This is a genomic window from Streptomyces flavofungini, from assembly GCF_041028215.1.
Classification (GTDB): domain Bacteria; phylum Actinomycetota; class Actinomycetes; order Streptomycetales; family Streptomycetaceae; genus Streptomyces; species Streptomyces flavofungini_B.
On the sequence record NZ_JASKYR010000110.1, the window covers coordinates 1 to 15,134 of the forward strand.

14 protein-coding genes and 1 pseudogene are annotated in these 15,134 nt (G+C 69.6%); 6 read left to right on the forward strand and 9 right to left on the reverse strand.

Features of this window, described 5'->3' with window-relative positions; all coding sequences use genetic code 11:
• The 3 genes and pseudogenes from AB8Z36_RS10530 to AB8Z36_RS10540 all read left to right on the forward strand — a co-directional run.
• Positions 1-805 (forward strand): annotated as a pseudogene (locus AB8Z36_RS10530) (chitosanase); the annotation flags it as partial.
• 182 nt (positions 806-987) lie between these two features.
• Positions 988-1,929, forward strand: a complete 942-nt coding sequence (locus AB8Z36_RS10535) for a hypothetical protein (protein ID WP_369212966.1) — start codon at positions 988-990, stop codon at positions 1,927-1,929.
• 40 nt (positions 1,930-1,969) lie between these two features.
• Entirely contained in the window at positions 1,970-2,371 is a 402-nt protein-coding gene (locus tag AB8Z36_RS10540) for a DUF4440 domain-containing protein (protein WP_369212967.1), read from the forward strand.
• A 37-nt stretch (positions 2,372-2,408) separates the two neighbouring features.
• Here the strand turns inward: AB8Z36_RS10540 and AB8Z36_RS10545 are convergent, their stop codons facing one another.
• The 9 genes from AB8Z36_RS10545 to AB8Z36_RS10585 all read right to left on the reverse strand — a co-directional run bounded on the left by AB8Z36_RS10545 (position 2,409) and on the right by AB8Z36_RS10585 (position 11,311).
• Complete coding sequence (locus tag AB8Z36_RS10545) at positions 2,409-3,812, reverse strand: nucleobase:cation symporter-2 family protein (RefSeq protein WP_369212968.1); 1,404 nt, start codon at positions 3,810-3,812, stop codon at positions 2,409-2,411.
• 135 nt (positions 3,813-3,947) lie between these two features.
• Positions 3,948-5,324: a nucleobase:cation symporter-2 family protein gene (locus AB8Z36_RS10550; protein WP_369212979.1), complete on the reverse strand. Its 1,377-nt coding sequence runs from the start codon at positions 5,322-5,324 to the stop codon at positions 3,948-3,950.
• A 364-nt stretch (positions 5,325-5,688) separates the two neighbouring features.
• Positions 5,689-7,089, reverse strand: coding sequence for an 8-oxoguanine deaminase (locus tag AB8Z36_RS10555; protein ID WP_369212969.1), 1,401 nt, complete (start codon positions 7,087-7,089; stop codon positions 5,689-5,691).
• A gap of 49 nt (positions 7,090-7,138) precedes the next feature.
• Complete coding sequence (locus AB8Z36_RS10560; RefSeq protein WP_369212970.1) at positions 7,139-8,554, reverse strand: nucleobase:cation symporter-2 family protein; 1,416 nt, start codon at positions 8,552-8,554, stop codon at positions 7,139-7,141.
• A gap of 64 nt (positions 8,555-8,618) precedes the next feature.
• Positions 8,619-9,551 carry a factor-independent urate hydroxylase gene (pucL, locus tag AB8Z36_RS10565; protein WP_369212971.1) on the reverse strand — a complete coding sequence of 311 codons (933 nt, stop codon included), beginning with the start codon at positions 9,549-9,551 and terminating at the stop codon, positions 8,619-8,621.
• Positions 9,552-9,556: 5 nt separating this feature from the next.
• Positions 9,557-9,973 (reverse strand): hydroxyisourate hydrolase, encoded by a 417-nt coding sequence (gene uraH / locus AB8Z36_RS10570; protein ID WP_369212972.1) that lies wholly within the window; start codon positions 9,971-9,973, stop codon positions 9,557-9,559.
• Positions 9,970-10,491 carry a 2-oxo-4-hydroxy-4-carboxy-5-ureidoimidazoline decarboxylase gene (uraD, locus tag AB8Z36_RS10575; RefSeq protein WP_369212973.1) on the reverse strand — a complete coding sequence of 174 codons (522 nt, stop codon included), beginning with the start codon at positions 10,489-10,491 and terminating at the stop codon, positions 9,970-9,972. The genes uraH and uraD overlap by 4 nt, the downstream gene beginning before the upstream one ends.
• Before the next feature lie 167 nt (positions 10,492-10,658).
• Positions 10,659-11,036, reverse strand: coding sequence for a helix-turn-helix domain-containing protein (locus tag AB8Z36_RS10580; protein ID WP_369212974.1), 378 nt, complete (start codon positions 11,034-11,036; stop codon positions 10,659-10,661).
• Positions 11,033-11,311, reverse strand: coding sequence for a hypothetical protein (locus AB8Z36_RS10585; protein ID WP_369212975.1), 279 nt, complete (start codon positions 11,309-11,311; stop codon positions 11,033-11,035). The genes AB8Z36_RS10580 and AB8Z36_RS10585 overlap by 4 nt, the downstream gene beginning before the upstream one ends.
• 125 nt (positions 11,312-11,436) lie before the next feature.
• On the opposite strand from AB8Z36_RS10585, the gene AB8Z36_RS10590 reads away from it, so the two are divergent.
• The 3 genes from AB8Z36_RS10590 to AB8Z36_RS10600 all read left to right on the forward strand — a co-directional run bounded on the left by AB8Z36_RS10590 (position 11,437) and on the right by AB8Z36_RS10600 (position 14,951).
• Positions 11,437-12,264: a TIM barrel protein gene (locus AB8Z36_RS10590; protein ID WP_369212976.1), complete on the forward strand. Its 828-nt coding sequence runs from the start codon at positions 11,437-11,439 to the stop codon at positions 12,262-12,264.
• Positions 12,265-12,360: 96 nt separating this feature from the next.
• On the forward strand, positions 12,361-13,251 hold the full coding sequence (locus AB8Z36_RS10595; protein ID WP_369212977.1) for a 2-hydroxy-3-oxopropionate reductase: 891 nt from the start codon (positions 12,361-12,363) through the stop codon (positions 13,249-13,251).
• 242 nt (positions 13,252-13,493) lie between these two features.
• Complete coding sequence (locus tag AB8Z36_RS10600; RefSeq protein WP_369212978.1) at positions 13,494-14,951, forward strand: catalase; 1,458 nt, start codon at positions 13,494-13,496, stop codon at positions 14,949-14,951.
• The last annotated feature ends 183 nt before the right edge of the window (positions 14,952-15,134 follow it).

Below are 15,134 nucleotides of genomic sequence, written 5' to 3' on the forward strand. Positions count from 1 at the left end.
CGCTCACATCCCGCCGCACCCTGCTCACCTTCATCGGCGCCGCCGCCGTCGCGGGGCCGCTCGTCGCCGCGCAGGCGGCGTCCGCCGGTCAGGCCTCGGCCAGGGCGGGCGGGCTCGACGACCCGGCGAAGAAGGAGATCGCCAGGGGGGCGCCGAGAACTCCAGCCTCGACTGGAAGAAGTACTACCGCTACTGCGAGGACATCGACGACGGCCGCGGCTACACCGCGGGCATCATCGGCTTCTGTTCCGGCACCGGCGACATGCTCGACCTCGTCGAGCTGTACACCCAGCGCAAGCCCGGCAACGTCCTCGCCAAGTACCTGCCCGCGCTGCGCAGGGTCGACGGCACCGACTCGCACGACGGGCTCGACCCCAACTTCACGCGCGACTGGGAGCGGGCCGCCCAGGACACGGCGTTCCAGCAGGCGCAGAACGACGAGCGCGACCGGGTCTACTTCAACCCGGCCGTCGGGCAGGGCAAGTCGGACGGCATCGGCGTGCTCGGCCAGTTCTGCTACTACGACGCCATCGTCATGCACGGCGACGGCGGCGACTCCACCAGCTTCCGCAACATCCGCAAGCGCGCGCTGCGTTCGGCCAAGCCGCCGGCCCAGGGCGGCGACGAGGTGGCGTACCTGAACGCCTTCCTCGACGCGCGCGTCTGGGCGATGAAGCAGGAGGAGGCCCACGAGGACACCAGCCGGGTGGACACCGCCCAGCGGGTGTTCCTGCAGAAGCGGAACCTCAACCTGAACACTCCATTGGAGTGGAAGGTGTACGGGGACTCGTACCGCATCGGCTGACCGGCCGGAGTACCGCAAGGACTGACCGGCCGGAACCGGGCCGGACCGCGCGCGGGGTGCCTCTGGCGCCCCGCGCGTTCCCGTACGCCTCGCCACCACCTCTTGCTTCCCGCCGCCCSACCCGCCAACTGCCCCCCAACTCCCCGTCTACGCGCGTCCATCAGCACAGAGGTGAAAGATCCATGTTCCTCCGCAGGTCCGTACTCACCGCCCTCACCGCCGCCCTCGTCACGGCGGGCACGGCCCCGGCGCCCGCGGCGGGCGGCGGCTGGCAGCGGGCCGGTGACGACATCACCTCCGGCATCAGCGGCCTCGCCCTGAGCGGCGGCGGCGACGGCGTCCGCGCGGACGGCAGCACGCACGCGCTCGTCGTGCGCGACAACAAGAAGCCCGGCCAGAACCGGGTGGCCGCGCTCACCTACCGGCCCGGACGTTCCGCCGCCGTCAAGCCGCTGACCTGGGACGGCGGCAGCGAGCCGATCGACCTGGAGGCGATCGAGGCGGTCCCCGGCGCCTCCGGCGAGTACGTCGCCCTCGCCAGCCGCGGCCTCGTCTACCACCTCACGTCCGAGGGCTCCCGGGTCCGGGTGCTCGACACCTCCCCGCTGCCCGGCATCGCCGAGGGCGACGACTACGAGAGCTTCGCGCTGACCTCGCGGCACGGCAGGCTGGCGGCGGTCTGGGCCGACCGCGGGGAGGGTGAGGACCGCCCGTCGAAGCTGCGCGCGGCGCCCTTCTCCTTCAACGAGTACGGCGAGGCCGACTTCGGCCCGGTCACCACGGCCCGCTACCGCGCCCCCTACCCGAAGGGCGACGTCCGCCACGCCTCCGACATCACGGTCACCGGCGCGGGACACCTGCTCATCGGCTCGGCGTCGGACGCCGGTGACGACGGGCCCTTCACCTCCGCGGTCACCGACGCGGGCCGGGTCTCCGTGGCCCGCTCGGGCAAGGTACGGCTCTCGGTCGACAGGTCGCCGGACGTCCTGAAGAAGTTCAAGGGCCACAAGACAGAGGCGGTCGAGTGCGCCCCCGGCGCCCGGAACTCCCCTGCCGCGCTGCTCGCCACGGACGACGAGAACAAGGGCGGGTACGTCAACTCCGCCGCGCTCTGCGGGTCTTAGCGGGGTGAGTACGGGCGGGGCGCGGTGTTAGTGTCCCGCCATGTCCCAGGCTGAGATAGACGCGCTGACCACCGAGTTCTTCGGCTCCTTCGACAACCGTGACGGGAAGGGTGCCGATGTCGCCCGGCTCCGCGGGCTGATGCTGCCGGGCGGCGTCATCGTGGTGACCGCCCCCGAGTACCACGCGTACACCGTGGAGGAGTTCATCGGGCCGCGCGAGGAACTGCTCGCGCCGGGCGGGCGGGTGACCGGTTTCCACGAGTGGGAGGTCTCCGCGCGGACCGAGATCCACGGCGGCGTCGCGTCACGCGTCGGCGAGTACGCGAAGGCCGGGGTCATGGAGGGCAAGCCGTTCGAGGGCGGCGGCATGAAGACGATCCAGTTCGTCCGCACCCCCGACGGCTGGCGGATCTCGGCGTTCGCCTGGCACGACCGCCCCTGAGGGGCTCAGTGCGTGGCGGCGGCCCCGACTGAGAAGCTCAGTGCGTCGCCGCGGCCTCGACGGCCTCCGCGGCGGGCTCGGCCGCCTGCTCCTTGGTGCCGAGGTGGTTGAAGACGAGGTTCAGGGTCACCGCGAGGAGACACCCCGTGGAGATGCCGGAGCCGAGGACGATCTGCGCCCAGGCGGGGAACGCGTCGTAGAAGCCGTCCGAGAGGGCGGGGGCCAGGCCCGCGCCCAGGGTGACGACCACGATGAGGGCGTTGTCGCCCCGGTGCAGGTCGGCCTGGAGCAACGTCTGGATGCCGCTGACGGCGATGGAGCCGAAGAGGAAGAGGCTGACGGCGGCGAGGACCGGCATGGGGACGACCGAGATCAGGGCCGCCGCGGCCGGGCTGAGGCCGATCAGGACGAGGATGGCGCCGCTGAGCGCGACCACGAACCGGCTGCGCACCTTGGAGATCACCACCAGGCCGATGTTCTGGGCGAACGCGCTGGCGTGGAAGGCGTTGAAGAGCGGGCTGAGCGCGGAGCCGAGCGCGTCGGCGCGCAGGCCGCGCGCGATGGTCTTCTCGTCGACGTCACGGTCGACGATCCTGCCGAGGGCGATCATGTCAGCGGTCGACTCGGTGAGGATCACCAGCATCACGACGCACATCGAGATGATCGCCGGGAGGTTGAACTCCGGGGCGCCGAAGTGCAGCGGCGAGGGGATGCCGACCGGCGCGGCGCCGTCCAGCTTTGAGAAGTCGGCGAGGCCCATGGGGATCGCGAGCAGGGTTCCGAAGATCATGGCGAAGAGCATGCTGATCTGCTTGAGGAAGCCTCGGGTGAACCGTTGGAGCAGCAACATGACCAGGACGGTGGCGCCCGCGAGTCCGATGCTCTTCGGTTCGGGGGTGCCGCTCGCCGAGTCGTCGACGATCCAGTCGTACGCGACGGGGATCAGCGAGACGCCGATCAGGGTGATGACGGAGCCGGTGACGACCGGCGGGAAGAACCGGACGAGCCGCGAGAAGTACGAGCTGACCGCGAGGCCGAAGAGGCTGGAGACGATGATGGCGCCGAAGACGACGGGCATCCCCGCCTCGACGCCGCCCCGCGTGGCGATGATGGTCAGCATCACGCCGACACCGGCGAAGGAGACGCCGTTGACGAACGGCAGCTTCGAGCCGATGAAGGTGCCGATGCCGAGCGTCTGGAGCAGGGTGGCGATGCCCGCCATCAGGAGGCTGCCGCCCATGAGTACGGCCGTGTCCCCCGGTGACATCTTCGCCGCGACGGCCACGACCAGCGGCACGGAGACCGCGCCCGCGTACATCGAGGCGACGTGCTGGAGGCTGGCGACGAGCATGCGGCCCGGCGGCAGGATCTCGTCGACCGGGTGGACCTCGGGGGTGGCGGCGCCTGCGGCGGCGTCGGCGGGCTTCGCTTCAGAACTCATGGGTGGCGCTTCTTCCGTTGCGTGACGCCGGAGATCGGCCCCGTTCCGTGGGAGTTCATGAGACGCGGAACGCGGCCGACGAAACCTACTGGAAAGTAACTTCCGCCATACGGTCGACGGCGCCACGACGTTACGTCAGTGCACCCCGGCAGCGGAAGACCCCGTGGGCGAGGAGTCGTGGGCAGGGGTGCGCTGTTCGACGATGGCCCCGCCGCCCTCCATCGGCGCCGTGACGTCGTCGGCGTCGCGGCCCTTGCCGATGTGGTTGAAGACCAGGTTCAGGAGTACGGCCGCCACGCAGCCGGTCGAGATGCCCGAGTCGAGGATGATCTTCGCGGTCTCCGGGAACGCGTGGTAGAACTCCGGCGCCGCGATCGGGATCAGGCCGACGGCCAGCGACACGGCCACGATCAGGACGTTGTTGTCCTTCTCCAGGTTGGCCTTGACCAGCGTCTGGATGCCGCTCGCCGCGACCGAGCCGAACAGCACCACGCCCGCGCCGCCGAGCACCGGGCGCGGCACGACCGCGATCAGCGAGGCGGCCATCGGGCAGAGGCCCATCAGGACGAGGAAGCCGCCGCCGACGGCCACCACGTACCGGCTGCGGATCTTGGTCATCGCGACCAGGCCGATGTTCTGGGCGAACGCGCTGCACATGAAGCCGTTGAAGAGCGGGCTGACCGCCGAGCCGAGACAGTCCGCGCGCAGACCCGCGGCGATGGTCTTCTCATCGGCGGGACGCTCCACGATCTCGCCGAGGGCGAGCATGTCGGCCGTCGACTCCGTCATCGAGACGACCATGACGACACAGAGCGAGACGATCGCGGCGGCGGCGAACTGCGGGGCGCCGAAGTGCCAGGGCGTCGGGAAGCCGACGACGTCCGCCTCGCCGATCGGGCTGAAGTCCGTGGCGTCGAAGGGGATCGCGATGAGCGTGCCGATGACCAGGCCGAGCAGGACCGCGATCTGCTTGACGAAGCCGGTCGTGAAGCGGCGCAGCACGAGCACGATGACGAGGGTGATCCCCGCGAGACCGAGGTTCTTCATCGAGCCGTAGTCACCGGCGCCGGGCACGGGACCCTGGGCCCAGCCGAAGGCGACCGGCATCAGCGAGATGCCGATGAGGGTGATCACCGTACCGGTGACGACCGGCGGGAAGAACCGGACCATCTTGGAGAAGAAGGGTGCGGCGATGAAGCCGAGCACACCGGCGACGATCACCGCGCCGAAGATGATCGGCAGCGCGTCGTCCTTGTCCTTGGTGGAGTCGACGACGGCCAGCATGGGGGCGACACCGGCGAACGTGACGCCGTTGACGAAGGGGAGGCGCGCGCCGATCTTCCAGAAGCCGAGGGTCTGGAGGAACGTGGCGAGACCCGCGGTGAAGAGGCAGGCGCCGGTCAGGAAGGTGAGTTCCTTCGCGGAGAGGCCGACCGCCGCGCCGACGATGAGCGGCGGTGCGACGACGCCCGCGTACATGGCGGCCACGTGCTGGAGGCCGGTGGTGGCCATCTTCAGGGGCGGGAGTTTCTCGTCGACCGGATGGACGGCCGGGGATGCCGGGGATGCCGGGGATATGGACGCCTCGTCGGAGTCGTCCGGGGAAGTGCCTTGCTTGGTGAACCTGGGCTGAGTGGCCACTGTGGCTCCTCCGGTTGTTTTCCAGTACCGGCTGGACACCGGCACTTTTCGCTTCTGGGAGGTGGTGCGTGGTGCAAGGAACGCTCGGTATTCGGTTGTGGGAATGCGCCCAGGTAGTACTGACCGCCCCGGCAACGTGAAGCTTTGGGCCACGTTGCCGGGGCGGCACTTGAGCAGCCCGCTCGGCTGCTCAAGTCCGGCCGGGGGCCGTCCCCCCCGGCCGGAGTTCCAGGTGTCAGCTGCCGGCGGCGATGCGCGCCAGGCGCTGCGCCTCGTCCCGCGTGGAGCGGGCGATGGCGTCCTCGTCGGCGTGGAGCAGGCGGCCGTTCTCGACGACCGGCCGGCCGTTGACGAGGGAGAGTGTGACCGGGGCCGCCGCGCCGAAGACGATGGCGGTCACCGGGTCGGCGATCGAGGCGTGCCCGATGCCGTCGATCTTCCAGAGGACGAGGTCGGCGAGCTTGCCCGCCTCCAGGGAGCCGATCTGCGTGGCGCGGCCGAGGACCTGCGCGCCGCCGTAGGTGCCGAGGCGCAGGGCCTGGCGGGCGTTGAGCGCGGCCTCGCGGTGGGCGCCGAGGCGGTTGATCAGCAGGGCGTTGCGCAGTTCGGTGTGGAGTTCGCCCGACTCGTTGGAGGCGGTGCCGTCGACGCCGAGGCCGACCGGGACGCCCGCCTTCAGCATGTCCGGGACGCGGGCGATGCCTGCGGCGAGACGCGCGTTGGAGGAGGGGCAGTGGGCGACGCCCGTGCCCGTGCGGGCGAAGTGGGCGATGTCGGAGTCGTTCATGTGGACGCAGTGCGCCATCCACACGTCCTCGCCGAGCCAACCGGTGGACTCGAAGTAGTCGGTCGGGCCCATGCCGAAGAGCTCGTGGCAGAACTTCTCCTCCTCGACCGTCTCGCTGCCGTGGGTGTGCAGCCGTACGCCGAGGCGGCGGGCCAGCTCGGCGCCCTGCTTCATGAGTTCGGTCGAGACGGAGAACGGCGAACAGGGAGCCACGGCCACCTGCGTCATCGCGTCGAAGGAGGCGTCGTGGTGCTTCTTGACGGTCTCCTCGGTCGCGGCGAGCGCGCCCTGAAGGGTCTCGACGGCGAAGTCCGGCGGCAGGCCGCCGTCCTTCTCGCTGCGGTCCATGGAGCCGCGGGCCAGGGTGAAGCGGACGCCCATCTCGGAGGCGGCCCGGATGATCGAGCCGGAGAGGTCGCCGGAGCCCTGCGGGAAGACGTAGTGGTGGTCCATGGCGGTGGTGACACCGCCGCGGGCCATCATCGCGAGGGAGCCCTGCGCGGCGGCGTAGGTCATCTGCTCGTCGATGCGCGCCCAGGTCGGGTAGAGCGCCGTCAGCCAGTTGAACAGGTTGTGGTCGGTGGCCAGGCCCCGGGTGATCCACTGGTAGAAGTGGTGGTGGGTGTTGACCAGGCCGGGGGTGATCAGATGGCCGGTGGCGTCGACGCGGCGCACCACGTTCGCCAGGCCCTCGGGGGCCTTCCCCGCGCCGATCGACTCGATCTTGTTTCCGGCGACGACCACGTGACCCGAGGCGTACTCGGTGTCCGTGGCGTCGACCGTCGCGATCGCGGCGTTCTCGATGACGATGCGCTCGACGGCGCCTTCCTGGGTTGCCGATGCTGCCATGGTGCTTCCTTCTCTACTGGTGGCGTTGCGATGTGGGCACGGCATGACCCTAGGAAGATTTGAGTGCCGCAGCCGCGCTGGCGCTGCTACGGGTGCCGAGATGGTGGAAGAACAGGTTGAGCGAGACGGCGACCAGGGCACCGGCGCTGATGCCGGAGCCGAGCACGGTCTGCGCCCAGGCGGGGAACTCCGCGTAGAAGGTGGGCGCGGCGAGCGGGATGATGCCCGCTCCGAGCGACACGGCCACCAGGATGATGTTGGAGCTGTCGTCCAGGCCCGCCTCGGAGAGCGTACGGATGCCGCTGACCGCGATGGAGCCGAAGAGGACGATGCCCGCGCCGCCGAGCACCGGCATGGGGACCACGTTGACGACCGCGCCGAGCACCGGGAAGGCGCCGAGGACGATGAGCGCGCCACCGGCGACGGCGACGACGTACCTGCTGCGCACGCGGGTCAGCGAGACCACGCCGACGTTCTGCGCGAAGGCGGAGGTCGGGAAGCCGCCGAAGACCGGTCCGACCAGGGTGGCGATGCCGTCGGTGCGCAGGCCCCGGGTGATCGTCTTCCCGTCGGTCTTCCGTTCGCAGATCTCGCCGAGGGCGAGCATGCCCGCGGCGGACTCGGTCATCAGGACCAGCATCACGATGCAGAGCGAGAGGATCGCGGCGGGCTGGAAGACGGGCGCACCGGCGGCGAACGGCGTGGGCAGCGCGGCCAGCGGCGCGGTCTGTACGGAGGTGAAGTCGGCCATGCCGAAGGGGATGGCGGCCAGCGTGCCGATGAACATGCCCGCGAGCAGGGCGACCTGCTTGAGGAAGCCGCGGCCGAAGCGCTGGAAGAGCAGGATCACGACGAGCGTGAAGGCGGCGAGCGCGAGGTACTTCATGTCGCCGAAGGTGGGGTCGGTGTCGTCGCCGCCCTGCGCCCACTTCACGGGCACCGGCATCAGCGTGACGCCGATGAGGGTGATGACGACGCCGGTGACCAGCGGCGGGAAGAAGCGGAGCAGCTTGCCGAAGAAGGGTCCGATGACGAGACAGAAGACGCCCGCGACCATCACCGCGCCGTAGATGGCGGGGAGTTGGTCACCCCTGGCGTTGGTCTCGGCGATCGCGAGGATGGGCGCGATACCGGCCGAGGACGCGGCGTTCACGAACGGCAGGCGGTTGCCGGCGAAGCCTTTGACGCCGAGGGTCTGCAGGATGGTGGCGAGACCGGCGATGAGCAGTCCGGCGGCTATGAGCCGGGTCTGGGCCACGGTGTCCAGGCCACAGGCCTGCCCGATGATGAGCGGAGGGGTGACCACGCCCGCGTACATGGCGGCGATGTGCTGGAGTGCGGCGGGGACGAGCCGCGAGGGGTGGAGCTTCTCGTCCACCGGGTGACAGTCGGCTGAGGCGCCTTTCGTCAGCTCCGGTGGGGTGGAACACGGGCCTTCTGCCGGCCCCGATGCAGGCTGTGCCATTGCTGTTCCCTCCGGTGTGGCGCGCCCCCGCCCACTGCGGCGGAGCGGGGGCGCGCGTCCCGCGTCAGAGGTTGGTCATGTCGACCGGGATCTTCGGCTCGACGCCGTCCCGCAGGATGGTGGCCTCGATGAGGCCGTAGGGACGGTCGGCGGCGTAGTAGACCGCTCCGTCCTTGGCCTCGTTGTCGAGGCCGAAGGGCGAGAGGTCCTGACGGAAGTGGTGCTTGTTGGGCGCGGAGAAGCGGATCTCGTCGATCTCGCTGCGGTTGTTGATGACCCGCGAACCCATCTGGTACAGCGTCTGCTGGAGCGAGAGCGAGTAGGTCTCCACGAAGGCGTGCAGGATGTGCTTCTTGGCCTGCTCGTACGACCGCTCCCAGCTCGGCATGCGCTGCTCGTCGCTGGTCCAGTTGTGCCGCCACCAGGTGGAGAGCGAGGTGGCGAGGATACGGTCGTAGTCCTCGGTCAGGGTCGTGTACTTGTCCTTGATGTAGCCCCAGAACTCGGAGTTCGTGGAGTTCATCACGGTCAGGTCCTTCAGGCCCGTCAGAACCTCGAAGTTCTCGCCGTCATAGGTGATCTGGGCGAGGCGCGTCTCCTGGCCCTTGCGGACGAAGGAGTGCTTGACCTCGTCGGCGCCGATGAACTTGGAGTTGCTGTCGGAGCCGCCGATGCGCTCCCAGGAGTACTCCTCGATCCGGATGCGGGCGCGGTGGATCGAGGGCTGGCTGTCCACGAAGTGCCGGGCGAGGTGGATGCCGTACTGCTCGGCGGACTCTATGCCGTACTCCTTGGCGAACGCGAAGCAGGTGTTCTTCGTCGTGTCCGTCGGCAGGCAGTTGGCGTTCGAGCCGTTGTAGTGGACGTCGTCCAGGTCGCCGGAGAGGGCGACGGAGACGTTCAGGTCCTTGATGTGGTGGGTGTCGCCGTCCCGCGTGATCTTTACGACCCGGTTCTCAGCCTTGCCGTACTGGTTCTGTCCCAGAATGGTGGGCATGTCTGCTAGCTCCCTCGGTAAACGGAGTAGCCGAACGGGTTGAGCAGCAGCGGTACGTGGTAGTGCTCGCCCGGCGTGACGGCGAACGTGATCGCCACCTCCGGGAAGAACGCTCCGGTCGCACCGCTGTCCCGATTCGCGGGGGCGTCCTGCTGCGCCTCGGCTTGCTTGTTCTGCTTGTTCTGCTTGCTCAGGAAGTACGCCTCGGTCTCGAAGTCGAGCCGTACGTGGGTGGTCCCCTCCGGCAGGGCCGGGAGGTCCTTGCAGCGTCCGTCCGCGTCGGTCGCGCTGCCGCCGAGCGCCTTCCACTCCTCGTGCGAGCCGCTGCGGGCCGACAGGGAGATGGCGACGCCCTCCGCGGGGCGTCCGACGCTGGTGTCCAGGATGTGCGTGGACACCGAGGCGGTGGTTTCCGTACTCATGCGGTGTGTTCCTCTGCGTTCTCGACGAGCCGGGTCAGCCGGATGCGGTTGATCTTGCCCAGTTCGGTGCGGACGGTCTCCCGCTCCTGTTCGGGCGAGTTGCCGATCCGTTCCTTGACCGCGTCCCGCATCTGCTCACCGGTGCGGCCGGTGGCGCAGATCAGGAAGACATGGCCGAACTTCTCCTGGTAGGCCAGGTTCAGTTCGAGCATCTCGGCCTTGAGCTCCTCGGAGGCGCCGGCCATGCCCCGCTGTTCACGGGACGAGGTCGGGTCCCCCGGCTTCGGGCGGCCGATCGGCGGGTGCCCCGCCATCGCCTCGGCGAGATCGTCCGCGGTGAGCTCCGCCATGGCGGCGTCGCTCGCGGCGAAGAGGGCGTCGACGGTGGCGTAGGGGCGCTGGGCGAGCAGCCTGCTCCCCCAGGCCGAAGAGGCACAGGCCTCGTGGAGCGCGGCGGTGGCCGCGGCCTCCGGCAAGGCGTTGAACCGGGTGAGACCCGGCGTCGTACTCGAAGTCACGGGAGCCTCCGTGGCCTTGTGCTGGACGGGCTGCGGAACAGCTAAGACCTTGGAGAACACGACGTCAACAGTTTGTTGAAAGAACTTGAACAAAGAAACCGCCACCCGACGAATCGGGTGACGGCTCGGCCGCGCAGCGTCACCGCGCGGCGGGGGACGGACGCGGATCATTCGCCCTTCGCGGCGTTCTCCCTGTTCAGGTAGTTGTAGACGGTGAAGCGGGAGACGCCGAGGGCGCCCGCGACCGTCTCGACGCCGTGCCGTACGGCGAACGCGCCGCGCGCCTCCAGTATGCGCACGACCTCCTGTTTCGCCTTGCGGTCGAGCTCGGCGAGCGGCCTGCCCCGCTTGCGCTCCAGGGCGAGCAGGATGTGATCCAGGGAGTCGGCGAGCTGCGGCAGCCGTACGGCCACCACGTCCTCGCCCTCCCAGGCCAGGACCACGTCGTCGGTCCCCGCCTGGTCCGGCGGCATCATCACGCCGCCCATGGCGTCCACCAGCGGCTTCACCGCGGTGACGAACGGGTCGTCCCCGAAACCGGTCACTTATCCGCCTCCCCGGGCTCGCGCGGTTCCCCCGGCTCGCCGATCACGTTGACCTGGAGCGAGACGCGGGTGGCGCCCGCCCCGAGGGACTGGCGCAGCATCGCGTCGACGGCGGTCAGGACCGCGTCGACGTCGCCCTCGGCGGTATTGCCGAACGGGCCCACGTCGACCGTGTCCAGCGGGGCGCCCTGGATCACGTCACGGGCCACCAGCGCATGCTGCGGGGCCTCGTCGAGATCGAAGGGTTCGGTCGTGAACTCCACTCTCAATCGCACGCCGCCAACCTACTGCCGACGACCGGATTTTCGGCAGGGCCCTCTTGACAGCGTCCGCGAATCGCAGGCACTCTTCCATCAAGCAGAAATGAACTTCCGCAATACGGAAGGAGCGCGGAAGCCCCATGGGATACTCCGACCAGCGCTTCAATGTGAACCTGTCGATCCTCTTCACCGAGCTCCCGCTCCTGGAGCGCCCCGCGGCCGCCGCGAAGGCGGGCTTCGGCGCGGTCGAGCTGTGGTGGCCCTGGGTCGACGCCCCCACCCCCGAGCAGTCCGAGCTCGACGCCCTCAAGCGGGCGATCGAGGACGCGGGCGTCCAGCTCGTGGGCCTGAACTTCTACGCCGGCCAGCTCCCGGGCCCCGACCGCGGCGCCCTGTCGGTCCCCGGTGAGGAGAGCGAGAAGTTCCGCGCCAACCTCTCGGTGGCCGCCGACTTCGCGCAGTCCCTCGGCTGCAAGGCGCTCAACGCCCTGTACGGCAACCGTGTCGACGGCGTGGACCCGGCCGTCCAGGACGAGCTCGCCCTGGAGAACCTGGTGCTCGCCGCCCGCGAGGCCGACCGGATCGGCGCGATCCTGCTGATCGAGGCGCTCAACGCGCCCGAGTCGCCCAAGTGCCCCATCGTGAGCGCCCCCAAGGCGATCGAGATCGTGGACAAGGTGAACGCGGCGACCGGACTCGGCAACGCGAAGTTCCTCATGGACCTCTACCACCTGTCCATGAACGGCGAGGACCTGCCCTCGGTCATCGAGCGGTACGCCGCCAAGACCGGGCACGTGCAGATCGCCGACAACCCCGGGCGGGGCGCGCCGGGCACCGGGTCGCTGCCGCTGGAGGCCCTGCTCGACCAGCTCCGCGCGGCGGGTTACGAGGGGTGGGTCGGCCTGGAGTACAAGGCGGGCGACCGGCCGAGCGGGGACGCCTTCGGCTGGCTGCCGGCGGGGAACTGAACGCCGCTTCGCGGCGATGTTCTCCCACCCGACCACCCGTTCACCCCGCGTCTCAGCCCTCGACGCAGGAACAGCAGTCAGAAAGGCATCACCCTCATGAGCAACCTCCCCAAGGTCGCATGGATCGGACTCGGCATCATGGGCTCGCCCATGTCCGAGAACCTGATCAAGGCGGGTTACTCCGTCACCGGTTACACCCTGGAGCAGGACAAGCTGGACCGGCTCGCCGCCGCCGGCGGCACCGCCGCGAAGTCCATCGCCGAGGCGGTCCGGGACGCCGACGTGATCGTCACGATGGTGCCCGCCTCGCCGCAGGTCGAGGCCATCGCGTACGGTCCTGACGGCATCCTGGAGAACGCCAGGTCCGGCGCGCTGATCGTCGACATGTCCTCGATCACCCCGCAGACCTCCGTGGACCTGGCCAAGGCCGCCAAGGACAAGGGCCTGCGCGTCCTGGACGCCCCGGTCTCCGGCGGCGAGGCGGGCGCCATCGAGGCCGTCCTGTCCATCATGGTCGGCGGTGAGCAGGCCGACTTCGACGAGGCCAGGCCGCTGCTCGACGCGCTGGGCAAGACCATCGTGCTGTGCGGTCCGCACGGCTCGGGCCAGACCGTCAAGGCCGCCAACCAGCTCATCGTCGCCGTCAACATCCAGGCGTGCGCCGAGGCCGTGGTCTTCCTGGAGAAGTCCGGCGTGGACCTGAAGGCCGCCCTCGACGTCCTGAACGGCGGCCTCGCGGGCTCGACCGTCCTGACCCGCAAGAAGGACAACTTCCTGAACCGGGACTTCAAGCCCGGCTTCCGGATCGACCTGCACCACAAGGACATGGGCATCGTCACCGACGCCGCCCGCAACGTGGGCGCCGCGCTGCCGGTCGGCGGGGTCGTCGCCCAGCTCGTCGCCTCGCTGCGCGCCCAGGGCGACGGCGGCCTGGACCACTCCGCCCTGCTGCGCTCCGTCGAGCGCCTGTCGGGCGCCGAGCTCTAGGCACCACGCCGGAGAGCTCCCTCCGGCACCACGCCGGGGAGCTCCCTCTGACTTCCGGGCCGCGGTGGCGCTGACACCTGTCCTGTCGCGCCCAGGCGCCGCCGCGGCCCGGAACCCCTCGCTCTCCCAACGCCCACCCAAAAACTTCAACAAACTGTTGACGTAGCTGCTCAGGGCTTCATACGCTCCCGAACACCGTCACCAGTCGAAGCAGTTCCGTACGGAAGGTCAACCTCGCCACCATGTCGAAGCGTGTGCTCACGACCGAGTCCGGCGCCCCCGTCGCCGACAACCAGAACTCCGCCACCGCCGGCATTGGTGGCCCGATCCTGCTCCAGGACCAGCACCTCCTGGAGAAGCTGGCCCGCTTCAACCGTGAGCGCATCCCGGAGCGTGTCGTGCACGCCCGCGGCTCCGGCGCGTACGGCTACTTCGAGGTGACCGACGACGTCACCGGCTTCACCCACGCCGACTTCCTCAGCGAGATCGGCAAGCGCACCGAGGTCTTCCTGCGCTTCTCCACCGTGGCCGACAGCCTCGGCGGCGCGGACGCGGTCCGCGACCCGCGCGGCTTCGCGGTGAAGTTCTACACCGAAGAGGGCAACTACGACCTCGTCGGCAACAACACCCCGGTGTTCTTCATCAAGGACCCGATCAAGTTCCCCGACTTCATCCACTCCCAGAAGCGCGACCCCTTCACGGGCAAGCAGGAGCCGGACAACGTCTGGGACTTCTGGGCGCACTCCCCCGAGGCCACGCACCAGGTGACCTGGCTCATGGGCGACCGCGGCATCCCCGCCTCCTACCGTCACATGAACGGCTACGGCTCGCACACCTACCAGTGGACGAACTCGCAGGGCGAGGCCTTCTTCGTCAAGTACCACTTCAAGACGAACCAGGGTGTCCGCAGCCTCTCCGCCGAGCAGGGCGCCGAGCTCGCGGGCAAGGACGCCAACTCGCACCAGACGGACCTGCTCCAGGCCATCGAGCGGGGCGTGAACCCGTCCTGGACGCTGCACGTGCAGATCATGCCCGCGGCCGAGGCGGCCGACTACCGCTTCAACCCGTTCGACCTCACCAAGGTGTGGCCGCACAAGGACTACCCGCTCCAGCGCGTGGGCCGTCTCGTCCTCGACCGCAACCCCGACAACGTGTTCGCGGAGGTGGAGCAGGCCGCCTTCTCCCCGAACAACTTCGTGCCCGGCATCGGTCCGTCCCCCGACAAGATGCTCCAGGGCCGGCTGTTCGCCTACGCGGACGCGCACCGCTACCGCCTGGGCGTCAACCACACCCAGCTCGCGGTGAACGCGCCCAAGGCGACCAAGGCCGACAACTACGGCCGCGACGGCCTGATGGCGTCCAACGCCTACGGCCGCGACCGCAAGAACTACGAGCCGAACTCCTACGACGGCCCCGCCGAGACCGGCGTCCCGCTGTCGGCGCCGCTCGCCGTCACCGGCCACACCGGCACGCACGAGGCTCCGGCCCACACCAAGGACGACGACTTCTTCCAGGCCGGTGAGCTCTACCGCCTGATGTCCGAGGACGAAAAGGCGCGGCTGGTGGCGAACATCGCCGGTGGCCTCTCGCAGGTCTCCCGCGACGACGTCATCGAGAAGAACCTCGCCCACTTCCACGCCGCCGACGCCGACTACGGCAAGCGCGTCGAGGAGGCCGTCCGCGCCCTGCGCGAGGACTAGGCACCCAGGCTGCACCGGTGGGCTGACGGGAGGTCAACCCACCGGTGCTGAGCCCGGCCCGCGTCACGGACCCGGATGAGGGGTGGTACGCGGCGCGGCCGGGCAGGCCGGTCCGCGGCGGCTCTGCGAGCCAGTGCGGTGGTGAAGGTCCGGCGGTCTCCTCTCGACCTGAGGGAGAAGCCC

What these genes read in the sequence shown, in the direction of transcription:
- uraH (WP_369212972.1), bottom strand. Translation starts at nt 9,973, where the DNA reads ATGAGTACGGAAACCACCGCCTCGGTGTCCACGCACATCCTGGACACC.
- AB8Z36_RS10535 (WP_369212966.1), top strand. Translation starts at nt 988, where the DNA reads ATGTTCCTCCGCAGGTCCGTACTCACCGCCCTCACCGCCGCCCTCGTC.
- AB8Z36_RS10560 (WP_369212970.1), bottom strand. Translation starts at nt 8,554, where the DNA reads ATGGCACAGCCTGCATCGGGGCCGGCAGAAGGCCCGTGTTCCACCCCA.
- AB8Z36_RS10550 (WP_369212979.1), bottom strand. Translation starts at nt 5,324, where the DNA reads ATGGCCACCACCGGCCTCCAGCACGTGGCCGCCATGTACGCGGGCGTC.
- AB8Z36_RS10600 (WP_369212978.1), top strand. Translation starts at nt 13,494, where the DNA reads ATGTCGAAGCGTGTGCTCACGACCGAGTCCGGCGCCCCCGTCGCCGAC.
- AB8Z36_RS10540 (WP_369212967.1), top strand. Translation starts at nt 1,970, where the DNA reads ATGTCCCAGGCTGAGATAGACGCGCTGACCACCGAGTTCTTCGGCTCC.
- AB8Z36_RS10595 (WP_369212977.1), top strand. Translation starts at nt 12,361, where the DNA reads ATGAGCAACCTCCCCAAGGTCGCATGGATCGGACTCGGCATCATGGGC.
- AB8Z36_RS10545 (WP_369212968.1), bottom strand. Translation starts at nt 3,812, where the DNA reads ATGAGTTCTGAAGCGAAGCCCGCCGACGCCGCCGCAGGCGCCGCCACC.
- AB8Z36_RS10555 (WP_369212969.1), bottom strand. Translation starts at nt 7,089, where the DNA reads ATGGCAGCATCGGCAACCCAGGAAGGCGCCGTCGAGCGCATCGTCATC.
- pucL (WP_369212971.1), bottom strand. Translation starts at nt 9,551, where the DNA reads ATGCCCACCATTCTGGGACAGAACCAGTACGGCAAGGCTGAGAACCGG.
- AB8Z36_RS10590 (WP_369212976.1), top strand. Translation starts at nt 11,437, where the DNA reads ATGGGATACTCCGACCAGCGCTTCAATGTGAACCTGTCGATCCTCTTC.